At 69.1% G+C, this 22231-nt stretch carries 24 protein-coding genes; 11 read left to right on the top strand and 13 right to left on the bottom strand.

Annotated features, from left to right (window positions below; all coding sequences use genetic code 11):
• Positions 1 to 153: 153 nt before the first annotated feature.
• Positions 154 to 1185: a class II fructose-bisphosphatase gene (glpX, locus tag ACIQPT_RS34095; RefSeq protein ID WP_401161720.1), complete on the bottom strand. Its 1032-nt coding sequence runs from the start codon at positions 1183 to 1185 to the stop codon at positions 154 to 156.
• A 158-nt stretch (positions 1186 to 1343) separates the two neighbouring features.
• On the opposite strand from glpX, the gene ACIQPT_RS34090 reads away from it, so the two are divergent.
• On the top strand, positions 1344 to 1895 hold the full coding sequence (locus ACIQPT_RS34090; protein ID WP_401161718.1) for a DUF4245 domain-containing protein: 552 nt from the start codon (positions 1344 to 1346) through the stop codon (positions 1893 to 1895).
• A gap of 152 nt (positions 1896 to 2047) precedes the next feature.
• Here ACIQPT_RS34090 and ACIQPT_RS34085 read toward each other — a convergent pair whose 3' ends face one another.
• The 4 genes from ACIQPT_RS34085 to ACIQPT_RS34070 all read right to left on the bottom strand — a co-directional run bounded on the left by ACIQPT_RS34085 (position 2048) and on the right by ACIQPT_RS34070 (position 5836).
• Positions 2048 to 2638 carry a malonic semialdehyde reductase gene (locus ACIQPT_RS34085; protein ID WP_401161716.1) on the bottom strand — a complete coding sequence of 197 codons (591 nt, stop codon included), beginning with the start codon at positions 2636 to 2638 and terminating at the stop codon, positions 2048 to 2050.
• A gap of 141 nt (positions 2639 to 2779) precedes the next feature.
• The gene (locus ACIQPT_RS34080) at positions 2780 to 3022 is read right to left on the bottom strand and encodes an exodeoxyribonuclease VII small subunit (RefSeq protein WP_401161714.1); all 243 of its coding nucleotides are present in this window, start codon (positions 3020 to 3022) and stop codon (positions 2780 to 2782) included.
• Between the two features lie 66 nt (positions 3023 to 3088).
• Positions 3089 to 4312: an exodeoxyribonuclease VII large subunit gene (xseA, locus tag ACIQPT_RS34075; RefSeq protein WP_401161713.1), complete on the bottom strand. Its 1224-nt coding sequence runs from the start codon at positions 4310 to 4312 to the stop codon at positions 3089 to 3091.
• A gap of 69 nt (positions 4313 to 4381) precedes the next feature.
• On the bottom strand, positions 4382 to 5836 hold the full coding sequence (locus ACIQPT_RS34070) for an APC family permease (RefSeq protein ID WP_401161711.1): 1455 nt from the start codon (positions 5834 to 5836) through the stop codon (positions 4382 to 4384).
• Positions 5837 to 5928: 92 nt separating this feature from the next.
• Between ACIQPT_RS34070 and ACIQPT_RS34065 the strand changes: the two genes are divergently transcribed.
• Together ACIQPT_RS34065 and ppgK are read left to right on the top strand one after the other, a co-directional pair.
• A complete protein-coding gene (locus ACIQPT_RS34065; protein WP_401161710.1) occupies positions 5929 to 6918 on the top strand; it encodes a 4-hydroxy-3-methylbut-2-enyl diphosphate reductase in 990 nt (329 codons plus the stop codon).
• A gap of 38 nt (positions 6919 to 6956) precedes the next feature.
• Positions 6957 to 7709: a polyphosphate--glucose phosphotransferase gene (gene ppgK, locus ACIQPT_RS34060; protein ID WP_401161709.1), complete on the top strand. Its 753-nt coding sequence runs from the start codon at positions 6957 to 6959 to the stop codon at positions 7707 to 7709.
• 75 nt (positions 7710 to 7784) lie between these two features.
• Here ppgK and ACIQPT_RS34055 read toward each other — a convergent pair whose 3' ends face one another.
• Complete coding sequence (locus ACIQPT_RS34055) at positions 7785 to 8357, bottom strand: DUF6542 domain-containing protein (protein WP_401161730.1); 573 nt, start codon at positions 8355 to 8357, stop codon at positions 7785 to 7787.
• A gap of 390 nt (positions 8358 to 8747) precedes the next feature.
• On the opposite strand from ACIQPT_RS34055, the gene ychF reads away from it, so the two are divergent.
• From ychF to ACIQPT_RS34040, 3 genes are all read left to right on the top strand, one after another.
• Positions 8748 to 9836: a redox-regulated ATPase YchF gene (gene ychF / locus ACIQPT_RS34050; protein WP_401161707.1), complete on the top strand. Its 1089-nt coding sequence runs from the start codon at positions 8748 to 8750 to the stop codon at positions 9834 to 9836.
• A gap of 365 nt (positions 9837 to 10201) precedes the next feature.
• A complete protein-coding gene (locus ACIQPT_RS34045) occupies positions 10202 to 12088 on the top strand; it encodes a DUF2075 domain-containing protein (protein ID WP_401161706.1) in 1887 nt (628 codons plus the stop codon).
• Between the two features lie 194 nt (positions 12089 to 12282).
• On the top strand, positions 12283 to 14391 hold the full coding sequence (locus ACIQPT_RS34040; protein ID WP_401161728.1) for a DUF2075 domain-containing protein: 2109 nt from the start codon (positions 12283 to 12285) through the stop codon (positions 14389 to 14391).
• Positions 14392 to 14466: 75 nt separating this feature from the next.
• Here ACIQPT_RS34040 and ACIQPT_RS34035 read toward each other — a convergent pair whose 3' ends face one another.
• From ACIQPT_RS34035 to ACIQPT_RS34020, 4 genes are all read right to left on the bottom strand, one after another.
• Entirely contained in the window at positions 14467 to 14610 is a 144-nt protein-coding gene (locus ACIQPT_RS34035) for a DUF6408 family protein (RefSeq protein ID WP_401161704.1), read from the bottom strand.
• Positions 14611 to 14926: 316 nt separating this feature from the next.
• Positions 14927 to 15517 carry a GNAT family N-acetyltransferase gene (locus ACIQPT_RS34030; protein WP_401161703.1) on the bottom strand — a complete coding sequence of 197 codons (591 nt, stop codon included), beginning with the start codon at positions 15515 to 15517 and terminating at the stop codon, positions 14927 to 14929.
• Positions 15514 to 16092 carry a TetR/AcrR family transcriptional regulator gene (locus ACIQPT_RS34025; RefSeq protein WP_401161701.1) on the bottom strand — a complete coding sequence of 193 codons (579 nt, stop codon included), beginning with the start codon at positions 16090 to 16092 and terminating at the stop codon, positions 15514 to 15516. The genes ACIQPT_RS34030 and ACIQPT_RS34025 overlap by 4 nt, the downstream gene beginning before the upstream one ends.
• 132 nt (positions 16093 to 16224) lie before the next feature.
• A complete protein-coding gene (locus ACIQPT_RS34020) occupies positions 16225 to 16812 on the bottom strand; it encodes a TetR/AcrR family transcriptional regulator (protein ID WP_401161699.1) in 588 nt (195 codons plus the stop codon).
• Positions 16813 to 16951: 139 nt separating this feature from the next.
• Here ACIQPT_RS34020 and ACIQPT_RS34015 point away from each other — a divergent pair, with 139 nt between their 5' ends.
• Positions 16952 to 17416, top strand: coding sequence for a nitroreductase family deazaflavin-dependent oxidoreductase (locus ACIQPT_RS34015; protein WP_401161697.1), 465 nt, complete (start codon positions 16952 to 16954; stop codon positions 17414 to 17416).
• A gap of 92 nt (positions 17417 to 17508) precedes the next feature.
• Here the strand turns inward: ACIQPT_RS34015 and ACIQPT_RS34010 are convergent, their stop codons facing one another.
• Positions 17509 to 18273: an alpha/beta fold hydrolase gene (locus ACIQPT_RS34010; protein ID WP_401161695.1), complete on the bottom strand. Its 765-nt coding sequence runs from the start codon at positions 18271 to 18273 to the stop codon at positions 17509 to 17511.
• A 123-nt stretch (positions 18274 to 18396) separates the two neighbouring features.
• Here ACIQPT_RS34010 and ACIQPT_RS34005 point away from each other — a divergent pair, with 123 nt between their 5' ends.
• Complete coding sequence (locus ACIQPT_RS34005; RefSeq protein WP_401161693.1) at positions 18397 to 18747, top strand: 5-carboxymethyl-2-hydroxymuconate Delta-isomerase; 351 nt, start codon at positions 18397 to 18399, stop codon at positions 18745 to 18747.
• Positions 18748 to 18761: 14 nt separating this feature from the next.
• Here ACIQPT_RS34005 and ACIQPT_RS34000 read toward each other — a convergent pair whose 3' ends face one another.
• Positions 18762 to 18983 carry a hypothetical protein gene (locus ACIQPT_RS34000; protein ID WP_401161691.1) on the bottom strand — a complete coding sequence of 74 codons (222 nt, stop codon included), beginning with the start codon at positions 18981 to 18983 and terminating at the stop codon, positions 18762 to 18764.
• Between the two features lie 3 nt (positions 18984 to 18986).
• A complete protein-coding gene (locus tag ACIQPT_RS33995) occupies positions 18987 to 19778 on the bottom strand; it encodes a hypothetical protein (RefSeq protein WP_401161689.1) in 792 nt (263 codons plus the stop codon).
• A gap of 207 nt (positions 19779 to 19985) precedes the next feature.
• On the opposite strand from ACIQPT_RS33995, the gene ACIQPT_RS33990 reads away from it, so the two are divergent.
• The 3 genes from ACIQPT_RS33990 (at position 19986) to ACIQPT_RS33980 (ending at position 22230) form a co-directional block, all read left to right on the top strand.
• A complete protein-coding gene (locus ACIQPT_RS33990; protein ID WP_401161687.1) occupies positions 19986 to 20423 on the top strand; it encodes an NfeD family protein in 438 nt (145 codons plus the stop codon).
• A 29-nt stretch (positions 20424 to 20452) separates the two neighbouring features.
• Positions 20453 to 21565 (top strand): SPFH domain-containing protein, encoded by a 1113-nt coding sequence (locus ACIQPT_RS33985; protein ID WP_401161685.1) that lies wholly within the window; start codon positions 20453 to 20455, stop codon positions 21563 to 21565.
• Between the two features lie 86 nt (positions 21566 to 21651).
• A complete protein-coding gene (locus tag ACIQPT_RS33980) occupies positions 21652 to 22230 on the top strand; it encodes a hypothetical protein (RefSeq protein ID WP_401161683.1) in 579 nt (192 codons plus the stop codon).
• The last annotated feature ends 1 nt before the right edge of the window (position 22231 follow it).

The following is a 22231-nucleotide window of genomic DNA, read 5'->3' as shown; positions in this document are numbered from 1 at the left end:
CGGGGGCCCCCGCGCCGCCCCGCGCGGGCGGCGGCCCCCCCCCCCCCCGGGGGGGGCCCCCCCCCCCCCCGGCGGGGGGGGGGGGGGGGGGGGGCCCCGGGCGGCGCCCCCCCCCCCACCCCCTCCGTTCGCTCTACGCGCCCCGGCCGGCGGCTACTTCGCGCGGTCGAAGTCGATCGCGCTGTAGGCGCGCAGCTTCGACAGCCGGTGGGTCGAGGAGATCGTCCGGATGGTGCCGGACTTGGACCGCATCACGATCGACTCGGTGGTCGCCGTCTCCGCGCGGTACCGCACACCGCGCATCAGCTCACCGTCGGTGATCCCCGTCGCCACGAAGAACACGTTGTCGCCGCTGACCAGGTCGTCGGTCGACAGCACCCGGTCCAGATCGTGGCCCGCGTCCAGCGCCCGCTGCCGCTCCGCCGCGTCCTTGGGCCAGAGCTTGCCCTGGATGACGCCGCCGAGGCACTTTATGGCGCACGCCGAGATGATGCCTTCGGGCGTCCCGCCGATGCCCATCAGCAGGTCGACGCCGGTGCCCTCGCGGGCCGCCATGATCGAGCCCGCGACATCGCCGTCGGAGATGAACTTGATCCGCGCGCCGGTCTCGCGGATCTCCTTGACGATGCCCTCGTGCCGGGGGCGGTCGAGGATGACGACGGTGACGTCCTCGGGCGTGGAGTTCTTCGCCCGGGCCACGCGCCGGATGTTCACCGACACGGGCGCGTTGATGTCGACGAAGTCCGCCGCCTCGGGCCCCGTGACCAGCTTGTCCATGTAGAAGACCGCGGACGGGTCGAACATCGCGCCGCGGTCGGCCGCCGCCAGCACCGCGATGGCGTTCGGCATGCCCTTGGCGTTGAGTGTGGTGCCGTCGATCGGGTCGACCGCGATGTCGACCTCGGCGCCGGTGCCGTCGCCGACCCGTTCGCCGTTGAACAGCATGGGGGCTTCGTCCTTCTCGCCCTCGCCGATGACGACGACGCCGTTCATCGAGACGGTCGAGACGAGGGTCCGCATGGCCTTCACGGCGGCGCCGTCGGCGCCGATCTTGTCGCCGCGGCCCACCCAGCGCCCGGCAGCCATGGCGGCGGCCTCGGTGACCCGGACCAACTCCAGGGCCAGGTTGCGGTCGGGGGCCTCCGGGGAGACCTCCAGTTGGGACGGCAGATGATGCTCGGACATCGGAGCGCACCTTTCTGTACGGCGACGACCGGATATGAGGGTGCTGTGACTCTATCGGTAGGTCGATAAAATGAGCAGAGCGGGTCACGCATGAGCGCCCCCGGCGTCGTGGCCGTGACCGGCACCCTGCGGCCGGGCGTGTCAGGCCGCGTGCCACCATGGATCCCGTGGCAAGCAAGCGAGGCAAGCAGACAGTCCGGGACATGATCCTGTCGACCTTGGTGATCGCCGCCTGCGCGGGCGTCATCTATCTCTTCATCCCGAAGGACGAGCACGCCGATCCGCTCAAGGCCGTCGACTTCACCGTGGAGCTGGCGACGGTGCGGACGGCCGCCCCCTACCCGGTGGCCGCGCCTGAGGGCCTGCCGGAGAAGTGGAAGGCGACCTCCGTCAGCTACGACGACGCCGCGGGCGACGCCTGGCACCTGGGCTTCCTCGACCCGGACCGCAGGTACGTCGCGGTCGAGCAGTCCACCGCCGCCGCGGGCACGTACGTCCCCGAGGTCAGTCAGAAGGCCAAGGACACCGGGCGGACCGAGACGGTGGCGGGCCGCGAGTGGCAGTACTGGGAGGGCGACAAGTACGACGCGCTCGTCCTGCCGGAGAAGGGTCACACCACGGTGGTGACCGGCTCGGCGCCGAAGGCGAGCCTGGTGGAGATGGCCGCCGCACTGAAGACGACGCCGCCGCCCGCGAAGCCGGCTTCCTGACGCGCGGCCCGCACGGACGGACCCGCCCGGCGCGAGCCCGGCGCGAGCCCGACGCGAGCCCTACGCAGCCCTACGCGAAGGGGCCCCGGAACACGTGATGTTCCGGGGCCCCTTCGCGTAGGACGGGAGCGGTGCGGCTCGGCCGTACCGGCTCAGACGGTCGTGACGACCTCGTCGAAGGAGAGGCGCGGGCTGCGCGGGAACCAGGCGTCCTCGCCCGGCTTGCCGATGTTGACGACCATCAGCGGGGCGTGGTCGTCGTCCAGGAACTCCTTCTGGATGCCCGCGGCGTCGTAGCCGGTCATCGGGCCGGCGGCCAGGCCGGCGGCGCGGACGCCGATGATGAAGTAGGCGGCCTGCAGCGCGGCGTTGAGACCGGCGGCCGACTCACGGACCGGGCGCTCCGAGAAGAACATGTCCTTGGCCTGCGGGAAGTGCGGGAGCAGCGCCGGGAGCTCCTCGTGGAACTCGTTGTCGGCGGCCAGGATCGCGACGAGCGGCGCGGTGGCGGTCTTCGGGCGGTTGCCCTCGGCCATGTGCTGCACCAGGCGCTCACGACCCTCGGCGGAGCGGACCAGGACGACGCGCAGCGGCGACTGGTTGAAGGCGGTCGGGCCGAACTTCACCAGGTCGTAGATCGCCTGGACCTGCTCGTCGGTCACCGGCTCGTCGGTGAAGGTGTTGGCGGTGCGGGCCTCGCGGAAGAGGAGGTCCTGGGCGGCGGGGTCGAGAACGAGGGACATCTGGTGCAAACCTTCCGAACGTACGCAGTGGGGAGAGTCCGAAGGTACGCCAGAGATAGGTTAACTTTCAACTAAACAGGGCCATGAGTGATCCATTGCACATCGGTTGCACAGTGCAGCTACTTCGCGCGAGGGCCCGGCTCAGCCCTCGTCGGCGTCCTCCGGGCGGGCCAGGGCCGCGTCCAGCCGGGCGCGGGCGCCCTCCAGCCAGTGCCGGCAGACCTTCGCCAGCTCCTCGCCCCGCTCCCACAGGGCCAGTGACTCCTCCAGCGTCGTGCCGCCCGCCTCCAGCCGGCGCACGACCTCGATCAGCTCGTCGCGCGCCTGCTCGTACCCGAGCGTGCCCGTGGCGGCGGCAGTCGCCGCCGTACCGTCGTCCGTCATGTGATCCACCCTAAATGTGAGCTGTTACGTCATCGTGGGCACGGCCCCGGCCGCCGGTCGGCCGGCTCACCCGTCCCCGGCCCCGTCCACCCGTACCGTGAACTCGCCCTCCGACACCCGCGCCCGCAGCGGCTCGCCGGGCGCACCGGCCTCGTCGGGGGAGCGCACCACATGCCCGTCGGGCCGCTGGAGCACCGCGTACCCCCGCTCCAGGGTCGCGGCGGGCGACAGCGAGACGACCCGGGCGAGCGTGTGCGACAGCTCCGAGTCGGCCCGGTCCAGCAGATGGCCCAGCACCCGGCGGCTGCGCCCGATGAGCGCGTCCACCTCGGCCTCGCGCTCGTCCACCAGCCGCTGCGGCCGCTCCATCGCGGGGCGGCCCAGCGCGTGCGCCAGCCCCCGCTCCTCGCGGTCCAGCAGCCCCCGTACGGTCCGCAGCGCCCGGTCCCGCAACTGCTGCACCCGCTCCAGCTCCTCGCCCACGTCGGGGACGACCTTCTTGGCCGCGTCCGTCGGTGTGGAGGCACGCAGATCGGCGACCAGGTCCAGCAGCGGCGAGTCGGGCTCGTGGCCGATCGCGGAGACCACCGGCGTACGGCAGGCGGCCACGGTCCGGATCAGCTGCTCGTCGGAGAACGGCAGCAGATCCTCGACGCTGCCGCCGCCCCGGGCCACCACGATCACGTCGACCTCGTCCAGCGCGTCCAGCTCCTCGACCGCCTGCACCACCTGGGCGACCGCGTTCACCCCCTGCACGGCGGTGTTGCGGACCTCGAAGCGCACGGCGGGCCACCGGCGGCGGGCGTTCTCCAGGACATCGCGCTCGGCGGCGGAGGCGCGGCCGCAGACGAGCCCGATGAGCTGCGGGAGGAAGGGCAGCGGCTTCTTGCGGTCCAGGGCGAACAGCCCCTCGGCGGCGAGCGACTTCTTGAGCTGCTCCAGCCGTACGAGCAACTCGCCGATCCCGACCGGCCGTATGTCCGTCGCCCGCAGCGACAGCTGCCCCCGGGGCGCGTACCACTCGGGCTTGGCCAGCACGACGACGCGCGCGCCCTCCGTCACCACATCGGCGATCCGGTCGAAGACCTGCCGGAAACAGGTCACGCTCACCGAGATGTCGTGGGACGGATCGCGCAGCGTCAGGAAGACGACACCGGCCCCCGGCCGCCGCGACAGCTGGGTGATCTGCCCCTCCACCCAGATGGCGCCGAGCCGGTCGATCCACCCGCCGATGAGCCGGGACACCTCACCTACGGGCAGCGGCGCTTCCGCGGACGTGTTGAGAGCCATACGGGCGAGCGTATCGGCAGCCACCGACAGGACCCCCGCCCCGCGCAGGACGGCAGGGAACCCGAGGACTCACCCGCCCATGCCGCCCGGGCCCGCCACCCCACCCCGGCGGCCCGTCCCCTGCACCGCCAGCACCACGAGCCCCACCCCGAGCCAGCAGAGGCCCACGACCTGGGAGGACGTCGTCGCCTCCACGATGACCGCGACCAGCACCCCCGCGCCGACCACCGGGACGAGGACGTGCCGCCACCACACCGGGGGCCCCGCCATCCGGCGTACGACGAACCAGCCGACCACCGACGCGTGCAGCAGGATGAACGCCGTCAGGGCCCCGATGTCCACCACGGACACCAGATGGTCCAGGCCGTCGTCGCGCCGGGCCGCCCACACGGCGGCCACCAGCGTCACGACCGCCGCGCACAGGATCGCCACCCGCGGCACGCCCGACTTCGGGTCGACCTTCGCGAGGAACGGCGGCAGACGCCGCTCCCGGGCCATCGCGAAGACGAGCCGCCCGGCGGCGGCCTGCCCCGCCAGCGCGGCGAACGCGGCGCCGATCGCCTTGCTGACCGCCACCAGATCGTGCAGCCAGGTCCCCACCGAGGCATCCACCGCGTCGTAGAACGCCGACCCCTGCGCCGCGGGGTCGGCCGCCAGCTCCGCCGAGCTCACCGGCTCCAGCAGCGCCGCCAGGTACGACTGCGCGACGAACAGGACACCGGCCAGCACCAGGCAGAACAGCACCGCCCGCGCCACCTTCTGCGAGCCGCCCGTCACCTCCTCGGCGAACGAGGCGATGGCGTCGAAGCCCAGATAGGAGAGCACGGCGATCGACACGGCCCCCAGCACCGCCGACATGGAGAACACGGTGTCCCCCGTCAGCGGCGTCAGCCAGCCGCGTTGCGCCCCGTCCCGTACGAGGACGACCACGGCCGAGACGACGAAGACCAGCAGCACCACGATCTCCATGGCCAGCACCGCGAAACCGACCCGGGCGGCCGCCCGTACGCCCCACAGATTGAGCAGCGTGGTGATCAGGACGGCGATCGCGGTCCACACCCACCGCGAGACCTCAGGGACCAGCGCGTTCATCGCGATCCCGGAGAAGAGATAGGCGACGGCCGGGATCAGGAGGTAGTCGAGCATGGCCATCCACCCGGCGATGAACCCCGGCCCTTCCCCGAGCCCCTTGCGGGCATACGTGAAGACCGAACCGGCGAAGGGGGCGACCCGCACCATCTGGGCGTAACTGAAGGCGGTGAACGCCATGACGACGGTGGCGACGACATAGACGAGAGCGACCGCGCCGTCGGACTTCGCGTCGAGCGTGCCGAACACGCCGACGGGCGCCATCGGGGCGATGAAGAGCAGCCCGTAGACGACCAGATCCCGGAACCCCAGCGTCCGCCGCAGCCTGCCCGGCTCGGCACTGCTACCGGACCCACTGCCGCTACCGGACCCACTACCGCGACCGGAACCCCTGCCCGAACCGCCGCCCGAACCGCTCCCCGACACCGACACCATCGCCCTCCATCACCGTCCGCCACACTTCACACGCGCACCGCGACCAGTCTCCCGACCCGACGGTCCGCGCGCCCGTTCGGCACGGCCTTACGATGGGACGCATGACTGCTACTCCTGCCCGCCGTGTCCTGCTCGCCGCACCCCGTGGCTACTGCGCGGGCGTGGACCGTGCCGTGATCGCCGTCGAGAAGGCCCTGGAGCAGTACGGGGCCCCGATCTATGTCCGCCACGAGATCGTGCACAACAAGTACGTCGTGCAGACCCTGGAGAAGAAGGGTGCGATCTTCGTGGACGTCACCGCGGAGGTGCCCGAGGGCTCCATCGTGATGTTCTCCGCGCACGGAGTCGCGCCCACCGTCCACGCGGAGGCCGCCGAGCGGAAGCTCGCCACCATCGACGCGACCTGCCCGCTGGTCACCAAGGTCCACAAGGAAGCCGTCCGGTACGCCAAGGAGGACTACGACATCCTCCTGATCGGCCATGAGGGTCACGAGGAGGTCATCGGCACCTCCGGCGAGGCCCCCGAGCACATCACCCTGGTCGACGGCCCCGAGGACGTCGCGAACGTCGAGGTCCGCGACGAGTCGAAGGTCGTCTGGCTCTCCCAGACCACCCTGTCCGTCGACGAGACGATGGAGACGGTCGACGCCATCAAGGCGAAGTTCCCCAACCTCCTCTCGCCGCCCAGCGACGACATCTGCTACGCCACGCAGAACCGCCAGATCGCGGTGAAGAAGCTCGCCGAGGACGCCGAACTGGTCATCGTGGTCGGCTCCAAGAACTCCTCGAACTCCATTCGCATGGTCGAGGTTGCCCTGGACGCCGGAGCCCCCGCCGCCCACCTGGTCGACTTCGCGAGCGAGATCGACGAGGCCTGGCTGGAGGGCGTGACCACGGTCGGCCTGACCTCCGGGGCCTCCGTCCCCGACGTTCTGGTCGACGAGGTCCTGGAATGGCTCGGGGAGCGGGGTTACGGGGACGTGGAGACGGTGAAGACGGCCGACGAGTCGATCACCTTCTCCCTCCCCAAGGAGCTCCGCCGCGACCTGCGCGCCGAGGCCGCCGCCCTTTCCGCCGAGTAGCCGCGCAAGGGGCTCGGCCTGCCCGTACCGTGGGTTCCATGGAGATCTTCGGTGTGGACATCGGCGGGTCAGGGATCAAGGGTGCTCCCGTGGACCTGGACCGCGGAGACCTGGCGCGGGAGCGCCACAAAGTACTGACACCGCATCCGGCCACGCCGAAGGGCGTGGCCGACGGCGTTGCCGAGGTCGTAGGCCATTTCGACTGGTCGGGCCCTGTCGGCATCACCTTCCCCGGGGTCGTCACGGACGGCATCACCCGCACCGCGGCCAATGTCGACAAGGGGTGGGTCGACACGGACGCCCGCACCCTGCTGGGCGAACGGATCGGTCAGCCCGTCACCATCCTGAACGACGCGGACGCGGCCGGGATCGCCGAGATGACCTTCGGCGCGGGCAAGGGCCGTACGGGCACGGTCATCGTGCTGACGTTCGGTACGGGCATCGGCAGCGCGGTCTTCACCGACGGCCGGCTCGTCCCCAACACCGAGCTGGGCCACCTGGAGCTGCACGGCCACGACGCGGAGAAGCACGCCTCCACGAAGGCCAAGGAGGACGAGGACCTCAGCTGGCAGCACTGGGCGCACCGGGTCCAGAAGTACCTGCTGCACGTGGAGATGCTGTTCTCGCCCGAGCTGTTCATCATCGGCGGCGGCGTGAGCCGCAAGGCGGAGAAGTTCCTGCCGCTGATCGAGAAGGTCCGGGCCGAGATGGTCCCCGCACAGCTCCAGAACAACGCGGGCATCGTGGGAGCGGCGATGGCGGCGGCGGGCACGGAACAGAGCAAGAGCTGAACGGCTCATACGGGCTCGGCGCACGTGTCAGCACATCAGCACATCAGCACAGGTGACGGAGCGCGACAGACGGGCTCAGGGCCGCTGAGGACGCCGGGCAGCAGCGCCCGCCGCGGCCCGTACGGGCTTCGCGGCCGCGGCGGAGGCGGCGGCGGCCCGGGGCGCCCGCCTGGGGGCGGCACCACGCCCCTGAGACCCTTGAGCCCCCTGGGCCAGCACATAGCGCCGCCGGGCCCGCATCTGCCGCACCTTGCGTACGGAGGCGATGAGGCCCGCGATCAGCGTCCCGCCGTACAACCAGCCGGCGTGCACGGCGAGGGCGGTGACGAGCCCCATGATCTGCCCGCCGACCCCCTCGGACCCCCCGGAGATCGGGAACACCCCGACGGCGAAGGCGATGGGCACGCTGATCGGCGCGGTGACCAGGTCGGCGGGCCGGACCCAGAGGGCGGTCAGAGCGCTGACGGGCAGGAAGAGCAGCCCGTAGACGAGCTCCGAGCCGTCGAACAGCAGCCGGTCGACGCAGGCGAGCACGAACATGGTGAGGGCGGCGAACAGCCCGGCCCCGATCCCGGTGAGCCGGGGGTTGGGAAACCGCCGCAGCGCGAGGACCACGGGCGGCACGCTGCGCACCCGCACCCGGTACACGGCGGAACTCTCACCGGGAGAACCACCCGGCGCGGGCGGGGCGGGCGCGGCCTGCGGGGGCTGCCTGCGCTGCGGGGGACGTGTCCTGTGCTGCTCCACCCGCACAACGTAGGTCGCGGGGGGCGGGGAATCAGGCGTTGGACACGCGCTTTGGCCGACCTTGGGGTTGCGTTCGATGTCACACGGCCGAAAGCAGCACTGTTCGGACGGGCGGAAGGGTCCCGCGTACCGCACGGCCCGGGCCGACGGGTGGGACCCGTAAACCGCACTGTCCGGTCCCACCGGCCCGGCCCGTAAACTGGAGAATCGGTCCACTCCGGGACCCGGCCCGAACAGCCGAGCCGGACCCGGACGCCCCTGACCCCCTCCTCACTCCAGGAAGTCGCCAAAGTGTCGCTCACGATCGGAATCGTCGGTCTGCCGAATGTCGGCAAGTCGACCCTGTTCAACGCCCTGACCAAGAACGACGTGCTGGCGGCCAACTACCCGTTTGCCACGATCGAGCCGAACGTCGGCGTGGTCGGCGTCCCGGACCCGCGCCTGAACAAGCTCGCGGAGATCTTCACCTCCCAGCGGCTCCTCCCGGCGACGGTGGACTTCGTCGACATCGCCGGCATCGTCCGGGGTGCTTCGGAGGGTGAGGGCCTGGGCAACAAGTTCCTCGCGAACATCCGCGAGTCCGACGCGATCTGCCAGGTCATCCGGGCCTTCAAGGACGAGAACGTCGTCCACGTCGACGGCAAGGTCTCGCCGAAGGACGACATCGAGACGATCAACACCGAGCTGATCCTCGCCGACCTCCAGTCCGTCGAGAAGGCCGTCCCGCGCCTGACGAAGGAGTCCCGCCTCCAGAAGGAGAAGGTCGCGGTCCTCGCCGCGGTCGAGGAGGCCCAGAAGATCCTGGAGTCCGGCCAGACCCTGTTCGCCGCGGGCATCACGGCGTCCACCGAGAAGGGCCGGCTCCTCCACGAGCTGCACCTGCTCACCGTCAAGCCGTTCCTGTACGTCTTCAACGTCGACGAGGACGAACTGGTCGACGAGGACTTCAAGAACGAACAGCGCGCCCTGGTCGCCCCCGCCGAGGCGATCTTCCTGAACGCCAAGATCGAGTCCGAGCTGATCGAGCTCGACGACGACGAGGCCCTCGAACTGCTCCAGTCCATGGGCCAGGAAGAGCCCGGCCTCGCCACCCTCGGCCGCGTCGGCTTCGAGACCCTGGGCCTCCAGACCTACCTCACGGCAGGCCCGAAGGAAGCCCGCGCCTGGACCATCAAGAAGGGCGCCACGGCCCCGGAGGCGGCCGGTGTGATCCACACCGACTTCCAGAAGGGCTTCATCAAGGCGGAGATCATCTCCTTCGACGACCTGGTGGAGACCGGCTCGGTCGCCGAGGCCCGCGCCAAGGGCAAGGCCCGCATGGAGGGCAAGGACTACGTCATGCAGGACGGCGACGTGGTGGAGTTCCGCTTCAACGTGTAGTGGGTGAATTCTCACCACTTCGGTAATCTAGTGAACATGCAGGTCAGAAAGGGTCCGACTCTTCCGAGTCGGACCCTTTGTCGAGCCCGACTCGGCCGCCGTTCCAGATTCCCGCAGTTCAGGAGTCCTGCTCCCTGGGATGGAAAACGCCCGGGTGCGTTCCGGCTGTGCCGGCGAGTTGCGAATCTGGGCCTCAGCGCCACGCGTGCGGCCGCCGATGCGGGCACCGGTACGACAGTCAATTCCGCCAGGTACCCTCGAACACATCGTCAACGCGGCCCGACGGGCTTCCGCTCCACCCCGTGGAGTCTCGAAGGACATGCCCCCACCCGCACGAGCAATTTCGTGCTGCCCGGGGGAAGTCCTTGTTGTTCCGCGCGTCTGCGAAAACGGTCGCCGCCATGGCGCTCGACAGTTCGCTCTATCTTCACCTCACCGAGCAATTCACCCACATGCATGGCTATCAGCCCAACCCGTCGGAGGCGCGGTCCTGGGAGCGGAGCATCCCTGAGCTGACCGCCGCGCTCAATGACGCGGGACTCGGCGACGTCGAGGTCATGCTCGAGTACACGCTTCCGATGAACAGCAAGCGAGCCGACGCGGTTCTCGCCGGTGTCCACCCACGCACCGGCGACCCCTCCTATGTGGTGGTGGAGCTCAAGCAGTGGAGCGATGTGGTCCCGGACGAGGACGACCCGGTCCTCTGCCACGTCTCTTCCTATTCTCAGCCGGTCCTCAACCCCATCGAGCAGGTACGCCGCTACTGCGAGTACCTCGTCAACTTCAACGGCGCTGTCGCCGGCCACGCGGAGAGGGTCGGGGGAGTGGCCTTCCTGCATAACGCCACCGAGCTCGATGTGGCCGTACTGCGCGAGATCGAGTCCGAACAGTGGGGGCAGTTGTTCGCGGGCGGCACCCGGGGTGGGTTCATCGACTACCTTCGTGCCCGGCTCAGCCCTGAGCATCCGGGCGCCGCAGCCGCTGACGGGCTGCTGGCGGGCAAGACGGTCCCCTCGAAGCAACTGATGGCGGTCGCAGCACAGGAAGTCCGTGAGAGGGAGCAGTTCGTGCTCCTCGACGAACAGCAGGTCGCTTACCGCACGGTCCTCAACGCGGTACGCAAAGCCCAGCAGGCCGATCACAAGGAGGTCGTGGTCATCACCGGTGGTCCTGGCACCGGCAAGAGCGTCATCGCGCTCTCCCTGCTCGGCGAGTTGTACCGGCGAGGCATCCCCGCTCTGCACGCGACCGGGTCCCAGTCCTTCACCAAGACGATGCGCAAGGTCGCGGGTGCCAGGAAGCGCGAAGTTCAGGATCTCTTCAAGTACTTCAACAGCTTCATGACGACGGAGAAGAACAGCCTCGACGTACTGGTCTGTGATGAGGCCCACCGCATCCGTGAGACATCCGCCAACCGGTACACGCCGGCAGCACGCCGGACCGGCAAGCAGCAGATTGACGAACTGATGGACGTGGCCAAAGTGCCCGTCTTCTTGCTCGACGAGCACCAGGTCGTGCGCCCGGGCGAGATGGGCACGGTGGAAGACATTCGGGCCGCGGCCGCACGCAGGAGGCTGAACTGCACCGTCGTAAGGCTGGAAAGCCAGTTCCGCTGCGGCGGTAGCGATGCCTACTTGCGCTGGGTGGTGCGGCTTCTGGGCCTGGAGCCCGGCGGCCCGGTGATGTGGGACCCGGATGATCGCATGCAACTCCTGTTGGCCGACAGCCCGGAAGAGATGGAAAGCTTCCTGGACGGCCGCTGCGGCCAGCGCTACAGCGCCCGCATGTCAGCCGGCTACTGCTGGCAGTGGTCCCCGGAACCCAAACCGGGACAGCCCCTTCCGGCAGACGTGAGGATCGGCGCCTGGGCACGCCCCTGGAACCTGCGCGGCGACCGCTCTGTCTCCGGCGCACCGCCGTCCGCTCTGTGGGCCACGGACCCGGCGGGCTTCGGTCAGATTGGTTGCGTCTACACCGCCCAGGGCTTCGAGTACGACTGGTCCGGCGTCATCATCGGCCCCGACCTGGTGTGGCGCGGCGACCGATGGGTGACGGACCGCACGGCGTCCAAGGACCCGGTATTCAAGCGCTCGACACCGGACGCCGATGTGGATCGCCTGATCCGCAACACGTACAAGGTGCTATTGACGCGGGGAATGGTCGGCACCGTCGTCTACTCCACTGATCGGGAGACGCAGGAGAGGCTACGAGACCTGGTGGGTGCCAGACGGCGCGTGACTGTCACGGCGTAAGCGACCGGACTGAGCCGCCGGCTTCTCGCCAACTTGCCGCCGACATGCCATGAGTCGGCGGGAGGAGTTCGCGTGAGCTGCGTTGCTCTCTAAGATCACCTTTTACCCATTGCGGCCCGACGGGCTTCCTCCGCACGAGGACACGCCCCCACCCGCACGAGTTACTCGTGCCCTGGGGGAACCACCTCGTGTCGATGCTCTTGCTGAGGCTGTCCGCGCAGGACCTGCTCACTCTGAACTCAAGGCGGCGGATGGTGCCGCATCTCGCCGCCAGATATCGGTACTTCCGAGGGCGCGATGTGTCCGATTCCGAACGGGAGGCGTGGGCCGAGAGCCTGATCGAGTTGGCGGAAGACCTCGTCGAAGCGGAGCGGGGCAACGTCGAGATGGTCGTCGAATGCGCGGCGACGGTCGACGAACCGAAGAAGGGCGAGCCGTCCCTCATCGACGTCGTGCTCGTGGGCCGACACCCGACGGAGGGGCTGCCGTCGTACCAACTCGTCGAGCTGAAGCGATGGTCAATGGTGACGCGAGTGGAGTCCGCCACCGCGCAGCTCGTGAATGTGCCGGGATTCAAAAGTCCTAAGAAGCACCCTGCTCTGCAACTCAGGAACACCTACCAGTTGTTCACCGGAGACCAGGGCCCGCTGCGTGGCAGCACGGTTGAATGCGGCGGATTCGCGTATCTGCACAATGCCACCGATGACTCCGTTCGGCCGCTGCTCGATACGTTGGCGCCGACGGGAGCCTATGAGCGTGTGTACACGCGCGACAGCCGCGATGTGCTCCTCAGAGACCTGCGGAAACACTTCGCGGAGACCGGCGCGGCCTCCGAGGCCGAGCGTCTCCTCACGTCCATGAACCTGCGTAATACACCGCTTCTCGACGCGATGATCCGGTCTCGCGGGGAGGACACGGTGTTCACTCTGCGCGGACAGCAGAAGAAGGTGGCGGCAAGCGTTCTGGAACGGGCCACTCTGGTTCTCGGCGATCCCGATCGGCCCGCTCCGCCGCAGGGCGACGAAAGAGCCGTGTTCATCGTGACGGGTGGTGCGGGTACCGGAAAGAGTGCGGTGGGTCTGCAGCTCAGAGCCGATTTTGAGGCAGCCGGACGCACGGTGAAGTACGCCAGCGGCAGCCGTGCGTTCAACGGGGCGCTCCAAGAGCAGGTGGGCTACACCGACAAGGAGTTCAAGGAGAGGTTCGCCTACTTCAGTTCCTTCGTGACCCCTCCGGACCCTCCCTTGGACGTCCTGATCTGCGACGAGGCACATCGCCTGAGGGAGCGAACCATCGACATGTACCAGCGAGAGGAGAAGTCGGGCAAGCAGCCCCAGGTGGATGATCTGCTCGATGCCTCCCGCCTCACTGTGTTCTTTCTCGACGAGAGCCAGTCCGTGCGACCCAAGGAAGTCGGAACGGTGAGCCTGATTGAGGAAGCCGCAAGAGCGCGGGGGATCACTCCGCTCCGCTACGGACTCAGGGAGGAATGGCGGTGCGGGGGCAGCGACGCCTACATCCGCTGGGTGCGGGCTGTCCTCGACATCGAGGAAGGAACCACCGAGTGGGCCCCCGACGGCTTGATGCATGTCGAGGTCGCGGACAGTCCGGAGCAACTCGAGTACATCATCAGGGCGGAGGCGGCGGCGGGAGCGACGGCTCGCATGGTGGCCGGCTTCTGCTGGCCGTGGACCGAGCCGGTGGGCCGGGGGAAGGCCGCGCGCCTGGAGGCAGACGTGCGGATCGGTGACTGGCACCGACCGTGGAACGCCAAGGGCGACTCCTTCCGCGAGGACGGATCGGTGCCCCCGTCCACGAAATGGTCGGTGCACCCGTATGGCATCAACCAGATCGGCTGCGTTTACACGGCTCAGGGCCTCGAGTGGGACTGGTGCGGGGTAATCCTTGGCGAGGACATGGTGAGACGTGGCGACCGCTGGGTCTACCGCAAGGGGCAGTGGCGTGAGGATGCGGAAAGCGGGGTCAAGCGTGTCAAGGTGCCCGGTTCGTTCGACATGAAGCTCCGTGAGGGGACGGGAAGCGAGAAGGAGAAAGCGGAGGAGTTCGCGCGGTGTGTTCGGCACGCGTACCACGTGCTCATGACCAGGGCGAGCCGGGCGACGGTGCTGTACTCCACGGATGAGGAGACACAGGCATACCTCAAAAGCTGCGTAGGTGACGTGCAGATACACGGCCTGCGGCCCACGCGGGACAGCCTCTCCTCCGAGGCACGGGTTCCACATCGCCCCAGCCCGAAGAGGAAGGGGCATGCCACCCCTCCCGGGCAGGAACTGCTCTTCTGAGGGGGCACTTGCCGTAAGGCTGAAGCCAGGCAGACTGAAGAGTGGCGGGCTCTCCGGGCCCGCCACATGCCTGCCTCAGATGAGGTGGCGCGCTGCCACCGTCAGTGCCTCCCACACGAGGTTGGAGACCACGCTCACGGTGACGCCGGCCAGGATCTTGCGGATCCAGGGACGACGCGCAGGCTTGTACTCGACCGGTTCCATAAAGGCCCACTCCATGGTGTGAGTTCGGAATGGTAGGACCGCCCTACCGGGCATCCGCTCCATCCGTCACTCACGGCCAGTGGACTGGTCCGTGGACTCCGCCTCGTACCCTCCGGGAAGGTGCGCAGCAGTAAAAGCCTATCTCACTGGGGTGCGCGCTCTCATCGGGCCAACGATCGCGCAGTCGACCGGAGTTGGAGCTTGAGATCGACCCAGGCGGTTTTCTCCGCAAGCGGTGGGATCGGACATCCGCTACGAGTACGTCCCTATCGCCGCCTCGAACGAGCAGGTCTCCCTTGGTCTCGGTGACCGCAGTCGTGGACGCCCTGCGCTACTTTCCGGGTCTGAGGCTCATCGATACATATGCCGAAAACCCGGCACGCTTGGCGAACTTCACCCGACGCGTGTGTGACTCACGGAATCCGAGCTTGCGGTACAGCGCCAGCGCAGGGGCGTTCGTATCCTTGATGTCGCGGAGCACGAATTCGTCGTACGGCAACCGCAGCAGATGCTTCATGAGGGCCGTCGCGACGCCTTTCCCCTGGTTCTGCGGCGCGGTGGTCACGAAGCCGATCTCTGCCAGGCCGGGCCGTGCGCCGTCGTATGCCCCGAGGAACTGGCTCCGGACGATGAGATAGCTGATCAGTCCGTGCCGGCCTCCCAGCGCGTGCTGGAATTCGCGGCGGCTGGGATCGAAGCACTCCTGATCGCCTTCCGTCACGGTCGCGATCGCCGCCGGTTTCCCGTCGACCAGCGCCACATGGAAGCGCTCGAGGATGACCATGTGCTCGAAGGCGTCTGCCAGGACCTTCGGATCTTTCGAGAAGTATGCGAAGTCCTCGGCGAATCCGTGGACGAGGACCTCGGTGACGCCCCGACGGAAGCTCTCGCCCAGTTCGTCGCCGCGTCTGATCTCGATCACGTGTGTCCTTCTGTCGTCAGGAGGCGAAGCACGAGGTCGACGCCCGAGTCGGTCAAAGAGTCCTGGATGACCAGCCGCATGCTCGCCAGACCGGACAGCATCGCGAAGTAGTAGGCGGTCAGCTGGGCCGGGTCGCCCGCTGCGAATTGCCCGGCTGCTTGTCCGCGGCGCACGAGATCGGCGAAGGCGTCCCACAACGAGCGCTGGCCGGCCGCCAGCCGTGCCGCCGTTCCGGCCGGTGTGTCCGTCAGGAAGCCTTGGTTGATCACGAGAAAGAACTCGGCCGCGCCTTCGCCGCTGGCGAGGTCGGCGAGAAAGTCACGGGTGAAGCCGCGTGCCAGGGCGAGTGGGTCTCCGTCGCTCGAGAGCACCTCGGATGCCGCTGCGAGACCGGCTGAGGCCTGCTTGAGCAGGTCATCGAAGAGTGCTTCCTTGCTCGCGTAGTGCCGGTAGATCGATCCGACGCTGAGACCGGCCTCGTCCGCGATGTACCGGATGCTCGATGCGGCGAATCCATGCCTGGCGAAGATGCGGATCGCGGCGACCTCGATCGCCTGGCGCGTGGCCTCGCGCAAGGCCCGATTCTGTTCTGGTTGCCGCACGACCGCCTCCACGGGATGAACTGATGTTCATTATATTCAGCGGCCGTCGGATCCTCGGTCTCCAGCCTCGTCGTCCCGCACCCTGTCTTCCGTGCGGGGAACGGGTCAGCCGGCGTCGGGCGGCAGCAGCCCGTGCAGCAACTGGTCGAGTCCGTCCTTGATCCGCTCCGGGGAGAATCCGGCCGCGCGCAGCTGGTGGTCGACCAGACCGGGTGTGAAGGGGGCGAGCAGCGCGTCCGCCAGGTACGGCGCGTCCGCGTCCGGGCGCAGCTCGGCCACCAGGGCGCTCGCGTGCGCGTGCTGGAAGGCGTACGAGGCGTTGCGGTAACGCGCGGCGGGCGAACTCGATTCGGCGAGCAGCAGCAACTGCCGTTGTTCCACCGAGAGGTCGACGAGCGCGTGGAGGAAGGCGCGGAGCCGCTCCGCCGGGCAGGCCTGCGGCCCCAGCGGCGGTGGACCGGCCGTGACCCGGGCCCGGAAGCGCTCGTCCTGCTCCTCCAGCAGGGCGAAGACCAGCCCCGCGCGGTCCCCGAAGCGCCGGTAGACCGTACCCACGCCGACGTCGGCGGCCCTGGCCACCTCGTCCAGCGCGAGCCGCTCCACGCCTCCCGCCGCCACCATGCGGGCCGCGGCGGTGAGGATGCGGTGACGGTTGCGCGCCGCGTCGGCGCGTTCGGGGGTTGCGGAGGGCATGGCCGAGAGCATAGTTCGGCCGATCGGGCGGCTCGGGCCGCTCGTGAGGCAACCCTTGATAAGTGGAAGATTCTCCGTTTAGGCTCGGCGCACACCACGCCGAACAGTTCCCCGCATCCCCGACGGAGAGGAAGTCCCCATGAGCTCAGCGCAGTTCGACCCCGCACCCACCGCCCCCGCCGAGGACGCCCCGGGCGCGTACAACCTTCAGGTCATCCAGCAGTTCCGGGAGAACGGTGGAAAGGTCGGGGGCCCCTTCGAGGGGGCGGCGCTCATCCTGCTCACCACCAGGGGCGCCAAGTCCGGCCTCGCCCGCACGGTGCCCACGCTCTGCTTCCGGCAGGCGGACGACAGCCTCTTGATCTTCGGCAGCAATGGCGGTGCGGACACTCACCCCGCCTGGTTCCACAACATCAGGACCAACCCGCGGGTGACCGTCGAGACCGGTGACGAGACCTACTCCGCCGTCGCCCGCGAGGTGCCGCTCGGCGAGGAGCACGACCGTCTCTTCGCCGAGGCGTCCGCCGAGGTGCAGGCGTTCGCCGACTACCAGGCCGGGACCGAGCGGCGGATTCCGCTGGTCCTGCTGAGCCGGAAGGGCTGAGCCGGAAGGGCTGACCCGGAAGGGCTGATCCGTGCGCTGTGTGCTGCCCGGAGGGAATGGGGGCCGGGGGCCGGGGAGCCGCCCCTGGCCGGCTAACCCGCGAGCGCGTTCGCGGTGGCGCGGGCGAACGCCTCCGGGTTGTCCAGCATGATGTTGTGCCCGCAGTCGGGGATCGGCACCACCGTCACGCCTGTCGCCTCCAGCGGCTCGGCACCGGGGAGAGGGCCGCTGCTCTCGGGCAGCATGTACGTGCGCGGGATCTTCAGTTCCGCAAGCAGCGTTCGCAGCGACGGATCCGTGCCGCGCACGAGGTGCACCGCGCTGCGGTGCAGCGCTTCGAGGCCGGCCAGGCGCATCGTGGACCACCAATGGGCGCCGGCGGCATCGCGTACCTCCTGCCAGCCGCCCGCCAGGAACTCTTCCTCCGTGAAGTGGGCGATGCCCGCGCTCCCCGGGCCCGGGGCGGGGGCGATCGGGTCGAGATTGGCGTCCACCAGAACGAGCCGGGAGACCAGGTGCGGGTGGCGGGTGGCCAGGACGATGGCCACCGAGCCGCCCATGCTGTGCGCGATCAGCTCGGCCCCCGCCACACCGGCGGCCTCCAACGCCGAGGCGAGCGCGTCGGCGTGCGCCTCCAGTGTGTAGGTGAAGTCGACCGGGCGGTCGCTGATGCCGAAGCCGAGCATGTCGATCAGCAGGGAGCGGCGCCCCGCCAGCAGAGGGTGGACCGCGCTCTCCGCGAAGTAGGCGGGCGATGTGGCGCCGAGCCCGTGCACATAGACGCGAGAGGGGTCCGCGCCCGGCAGTTCGACCCACCGAATCCGGTCACCACCGGGTGTCACACGCGCGCTGCGCACAGCCTTGACCTCCGTACTCGAAGCTCGTCGGAAAGCCGAGGCTACTCGCCGCGTGGTCGGCTACCGTTCCGTCCGTACCAACGGACGCTCCAACCCGCATTGCTCTTCGAGGAGTTGCCTGCCATGCCGCAGATCACCGTCGACTACTCCGGAACGCTCGATACCGCCTTCGACCGGCAGGCCTTCGCGCTCGCCCTCCACCCGGTCGTCGTGTCCACCGTCGACGCCCGACTCGAGGCCTGCAAGACCCGCTTCCGCCGGGTCGAGGACTTCGTCGCCGGCGACGCGACCACGGGACACGCCATCCTGCACATCGAGATCCGCCTGCTCCACGGCCGCACCGACGCGACCAAGATCCGCCTCGCGGACGCCGTGCTCGATCTGGTCGCCGCCCAGGTCAAGCCGGTCGATGGCGTCACCCTGCATCCATCCGTCGAGATCCCCACCCTGGACGTGTCCTACCGAAAGCGCTGACGGACCCGGTTCGCTCAGGCCACCGGGCATCCGTGCCGAGCTCCCGAAGCGGTGGCGAACGCCGTCAGCAGCCGGTGTCCGTCCTCGGTGCGGACCGTGCTTCGCACGCCCTTCTCGGCGTCCCGCATCGGCAACTCCTCGAACTTGAAGTACGCCGTGCCCAGAGCGCCCTTGCAGGGGTGTGGCCGCATGATCGCGCCCTTCACACTGCCGGGGTAGCGCTTGTCCAGGTACATCTCCTACTGGGCGGAAGGGCCGTAATACGCGGTCAGGCGGATGCTGTGGCTCTTGGCCGGCAGCTCCAAGGAGCACTCCTCGGTGAGCGCGCGGCCGGCCGGCATCTCCGAAGCCGTCGTGAGCCGCAGCCGGGCGATGTCCTGCGCGCTGACGACTCCGCGGCAGGTTCCATCCGTCCGGGCGACGGGGCTCTTCTGCCATTCGGTGCGGTCCACGGTCGAGGGGCGCTTCCCGAGCGCCCCTTCGCAACCGAAGCGCTCCGCCGCCCGGCGCGCCGACTCGGTGGTGAAACGGGCCAGTCCACGGATCTGCTCGGCGGAGAGCTCCCTGATGTCCTCGGGTACGTCGGCCATGACGAGGAGGCCCTTGCCGGGCAGCGGCGCGCAGTCGACGAGCACGGCGGCCGAGGGGTTGTATCCGGCGTCGAACGAGCCGTTCCAGCCGAATCCGATCGGTGCTGCCGTGGTCCTCTCCGCCGCGCCGCTGGCGCGATGGGCCGCCGCCGGACGGATGGACAGTTCGAGCGCTACGCCACCGGGTTCCTTGCCGCCGGCCCACGCCCTGCAGTACTCGGTCTCGTGGCCCATCCATTCCCCGGTGTTGCCGCGGAACTCCAGTTCCGCTCCGCCGAAGAACTTGCCGGCCTCCTCGGTCGCCAGCGCTCCCCGGCAGGTGTCGGCGGGGGTCGTGCCCGAGCCGTCGCCCCGGAGACCGAAGCCCCAGATCAGTCCGCCCGTCGTGAGTGCCAGGACGAGCGCCGCCCCTGCCACCTTCGTCCGTCGTCGTCCGGTCATGGTTGTTCCTTCTCGGGCACGGGAGGGCGGAGAGCATGGAGAGGGGTGGAGGGTACGGAGGGGCGGAGGAAGCCATGCGTGTCACCCCCCGTGTCCACCGCATCACGCTCTCTCCCCCTCCGATCGTAGATCGGGCAGGCCGAACGGTTCCGTCCGGGGTCTGAAGGGGTAGGAGGTCAAGTAAGTCCCCTTGGGGAGGCTGATTCGATGCCGTGGTTCGCATGGCTGCTCGCCGCCGCGGCGCTCGGCGCCGCGGAGTTCTTCACTCTGACGCTGGTTTTCGGGTTGCTGGCCGGAGCGGCGCTGGTCGCTGCCGTCGTGGCCGGAGTGGGCGTCGGTCTGCTCGGCCAGCTCGTGGCGCTCGGACTGACGGCGGTCGCGGGTCTCGCTCTCGTACGTCCTGTCGCGCTGCGCCACATGGCGCAGGCGCCCTTGACGCACGAGGGCACCGATGCGCTGATCGGAAAGCGGGCGGAAGTCATGCAGGAGGTCACCGCGACCCACGGGCTGATCAAGGTCTCCGGTGAGGAATGGACCGCTCGCGCCCTCGACGAAAGCCATGTGATCCCGGTCGGAGCGCTGGTGGACGTCATGGAGATCGAAGGCGCTACAGCAGTCGTGTATCCCCGCGAGCTCCTTCCGTGAACGACTGAACACGCAGCGAAGGAGGAAGCATGGACCCGGTCGTCATCACGATTCTTCTGGCGGCGCTTGTCGTGGTCTTTCTCGTGGCCGCCACCGTGCGGATCGTTCCGCAGGCGCGCCGCTTCAACATCGAGCGGTTCGGCCGGTATCGCCGGACTCTGCAACCCGGTCTGAATTTCGTCCTGCCGGTGGCGGACCGCGTCAACACCAAGCTCGACGTGCGGGAGCAGGTGTATTCGTCCGAACCCAAGCCGGTGATCACCGAGGACAACCTCGTGGTCAACATCGACACCGTGCTCTATTACCAGATCACCGACCCGCGCGCGGCGGCCTACGAGGTCGCCGATTATCTGCACGCCATCGACCAGCTCACCGTGACGACCCTGCGTAACGTCATCGGCTCCATGGACCTGGAGGGGACGCTCACCTCGCGTGAGGAGATCAACGCCCGCCTCCGTGCCGTCCTCGACGAAGCCACCGGGAAGTGGGGCATCCGGGTCAACCGGGTCGAGATCAAGGCCATCGATCCGCCGAACACCATCAAAGAGGCGATGGAGAAGCAGATGCGGGCCGAGCGTGACAAGCGCGCGGCCATCCTGCACGCCGAGGGTGAGCGGCAGGCCAAGATCCTCACCGCCGAGGGTACGAAGCAGAAGGACATCCTGGAGGCGCAGGGTACCCAGCAGGCCATGATCCTGCGGGCGGACGGTGAGTCGAAGGCGGTGGAGCTCGTCTTCCAGGCCGTCCACCGCAACAACGCCGACGCGAAGGTCCTGGCCTACAAGTATCTGGAGACGCTGCCGCATCTGGCACAGAGCGACAACAACACGTTCTGGGTCATCCCGGGCGAGCTGACCGAGGCGATCCGTACGGTCACCACCGCGTTCGGCGACCAGTCGGCGGCCACGGGAGCGCCCCCCTCCGCGCAGCGCGAGGGTGCGGCCGCCGATGTCGCGGACAGCGACAAGGACAACGTCGGGGTTCCGGAGATCGAGCCGAACTCGACGCTCGCGCTGGATGCCGTCGCCGCCGCCGGCGAGGCCGCGAAGGAGGCCGCCGCCGCGGTGAGCGACGCGAAGGCCGAGGCCGCGGCCGCGGGAGAGACGCGGCTGCCGGGACGGGGGCAGACGTCCGGCGACTGAGTCGGGGCAGACATCTGGCAACGGGGCCGGGGGTCGGTGTCCGGTGATTGAGCGGACCATCGACTGATCGAGCGGACAATCGGCGTATGGACGTCGTCGGGATCCTCGAAGCCGCGTCGCTGCTGGTGCCGGAGAGCGTCGCCACCGACAACGACATCTCCGTCTCCGATGTCTGGGACCACCTCGCGCACGACGAGTGGGAGGTGGCTCTCGACCTGCTTCAGGAGCTGGGCGACGGCGACGCGTGGACCGCGCCGGAGGGCTTCTGGGACGAACTGGCGCGCGCGGCCGGGGCGATGGGGTTCGAGCGGAGCCGGGAGTGGTGCCGGTGGCGGGAGACGGAGACGCGTTCCGGCGTCATCCGGGCCGATCTCACCCTCCTCCCCGCCGGCGAAGGGCCCCGGCGCACCCCGATTCCCGGCGGCGGGGTGCTGCGGCCGATGTGGGACACCGGTGAGCGGGGGGACGGCAGTGTGCCCGCGCTGGACATCGCCCGGGTGTGGGTCGAGTTCGCGCGGGAGCTGGAGCCCGGCGCCCGCGCCCCTGTACGTCTCCTGCCGCTGAACCCCGCCCGGTGGACCCACCTCGTCCCGGGCGACCGGATCACGCTGTACGAGAACGCCGTCCCCGGCGGCACGGCGACGATCCTGGAGGTGGTGAAGTGAG

The organism is Streptomyces sp. NPDC091289, assembly GCF_044757365.1.
GTDB lineage: Bacteria > Actinomycetota > Actinomycetes > Streptomycetales > Streptomycetaceae > Streptomyces.
Note: the sequence above shows the minus strand (reverse complement) of the source record. Positions and strands in the feature narration are given on the sequence as shown.

Excerpts from the sequence above, each read along its gene's own strand:
- glpX (WP_401161720.1), bottom strand. The coding sequence starts at position 1,185 with ATGTCCGAGCATCATCTGCCGTCCCAACTGGAGGTCTCCCCGGAGGCC.
- ACIQPT_RS34090 (WP_401161718.1), top strand. The coding sequence starts at position 1,344 with ATGGATCCCGTGGCAAGCAAGCGAGGCAAGCAGACAGTCCGGGACATG.
- ACIQPT_RS34085 (WP_401161716.1), bottom strand. The coding sequence starts at position 2,638 with ATGTCCCTCGTTCTCGACCCCGCCGCCCAGGACCTCCTCTTCCGCGAG.
- ACIQPT_RS34080 (WP_401161714.1), bottom strand. The coding sequence starts at position 3,022 with ATGACGGACGACGGTACGGCGGCGACTGCCGCCGCCACGGGCACGCTC.
- xseA (WP_401161713.1), bottom strand. The coding sequence starts at position 4,312 with ATGGCTCTCAACACGTCCGCGGAAGCGCCGCTGCCCGTAGGTGAGGTG.
- ACIQPT_RS34070 (WP_401161711.1), bottom strand. The coding sequence starts at position 5,836 with ATGGTGTCGGTGTCGGGGAGCGGTTCGGGCGGCGGTTCGGGCAGGGGT.
- ACIQPT_RS34065 (WP_401161710.1), top strand. The coding sequence starts at position 5,929 with ATGGGACGCATGACTGCTACTCCTGCCCGCCGTGTCCTGCTCGCCGCA.
- ppgK (WP_401161709.1), top strand. The coding sequence starts at position 6,957 with ATGGAGATCTTCGGTGTGGACATCGGCGGGTCAGGGATCAAGGGTGCT.
- ACIQPT_RS34040 (WP_401161728.1), top strand. The coding sequence starts at position 12,283 with ATGCTCTTGCTGAGGCTGTCCGCGCAGGACCTGCTCACTCTGAACTCA.
- ACIQPT_RS34035 (WP_401161704.1), bottom strand. The coding sequence starts at position 14,610 with ATGGAGTGGGCCTTTATGGAACCGGTCGAGTACAAGCCTGCGCGTCGT.
- ACIQPT_RS34020 (WP_401161699.1), bottom strand. The coding sequence starts at position 16,812 with ATGCCCTCCGCAACCCCCGAACGCGCCGACGCGGCGCGCAACCGTCAC.
- ACIQPT_RS34015 (WP_401161697.1), top strand. The coding sequence starts at position 16,952 with ATGAGCTCAGCGCAGTTCGACCCCGCACCCACCGCCCCCGCCGAGGAC.
- ACIQPT_RS34005 (WP_401161693.1), top strand. The coding sequence starts at position 18,397 with ATGCCGCAGATCACCGTCGACTACTCCGGAACGCTCGATACCGCCTTC.
- ACIQPT_RS34000 (WP_401161691.1), bottom strand. The coding sequence starts at position 18,983 with ATGTACCTGGACAAGCGCTACCCCGGCAGTGTGAAGGGCGCGATCATG.
- ACIQPT_RS33995 (WP_401161689.1), bottom strand. The coding sequence starts at position 19,778 with ATGACCGGACGACGACGGACGAAGGTGGCAGGGGCGGCGCTCGTCCTG.
- ACIQPT_RS33990 (WP_401161687.1), top strand. The coding sequence starts at position 19,986 with ATGCCGTGGTTCGCATGGCTGCTCGCCGCCGCGGCGCTCGGCGCCGCG.
- ACIQPT_RS33985 (WP_401161685.1), top strand. The coding sequence starts at position 20,453 with ATGGACCCGGTCGTCATCACGATTCTTCTGGCGGCGCTTGTCGTGGTC.
- ACIQPT_RS33980 (WP_401161683.1), top strand. The coding sequence starts at position 21,652 with ATGGACGTCGTCGGGATCCTCGAAGCCGCGTCGCTGCTGGTGCCGGAG.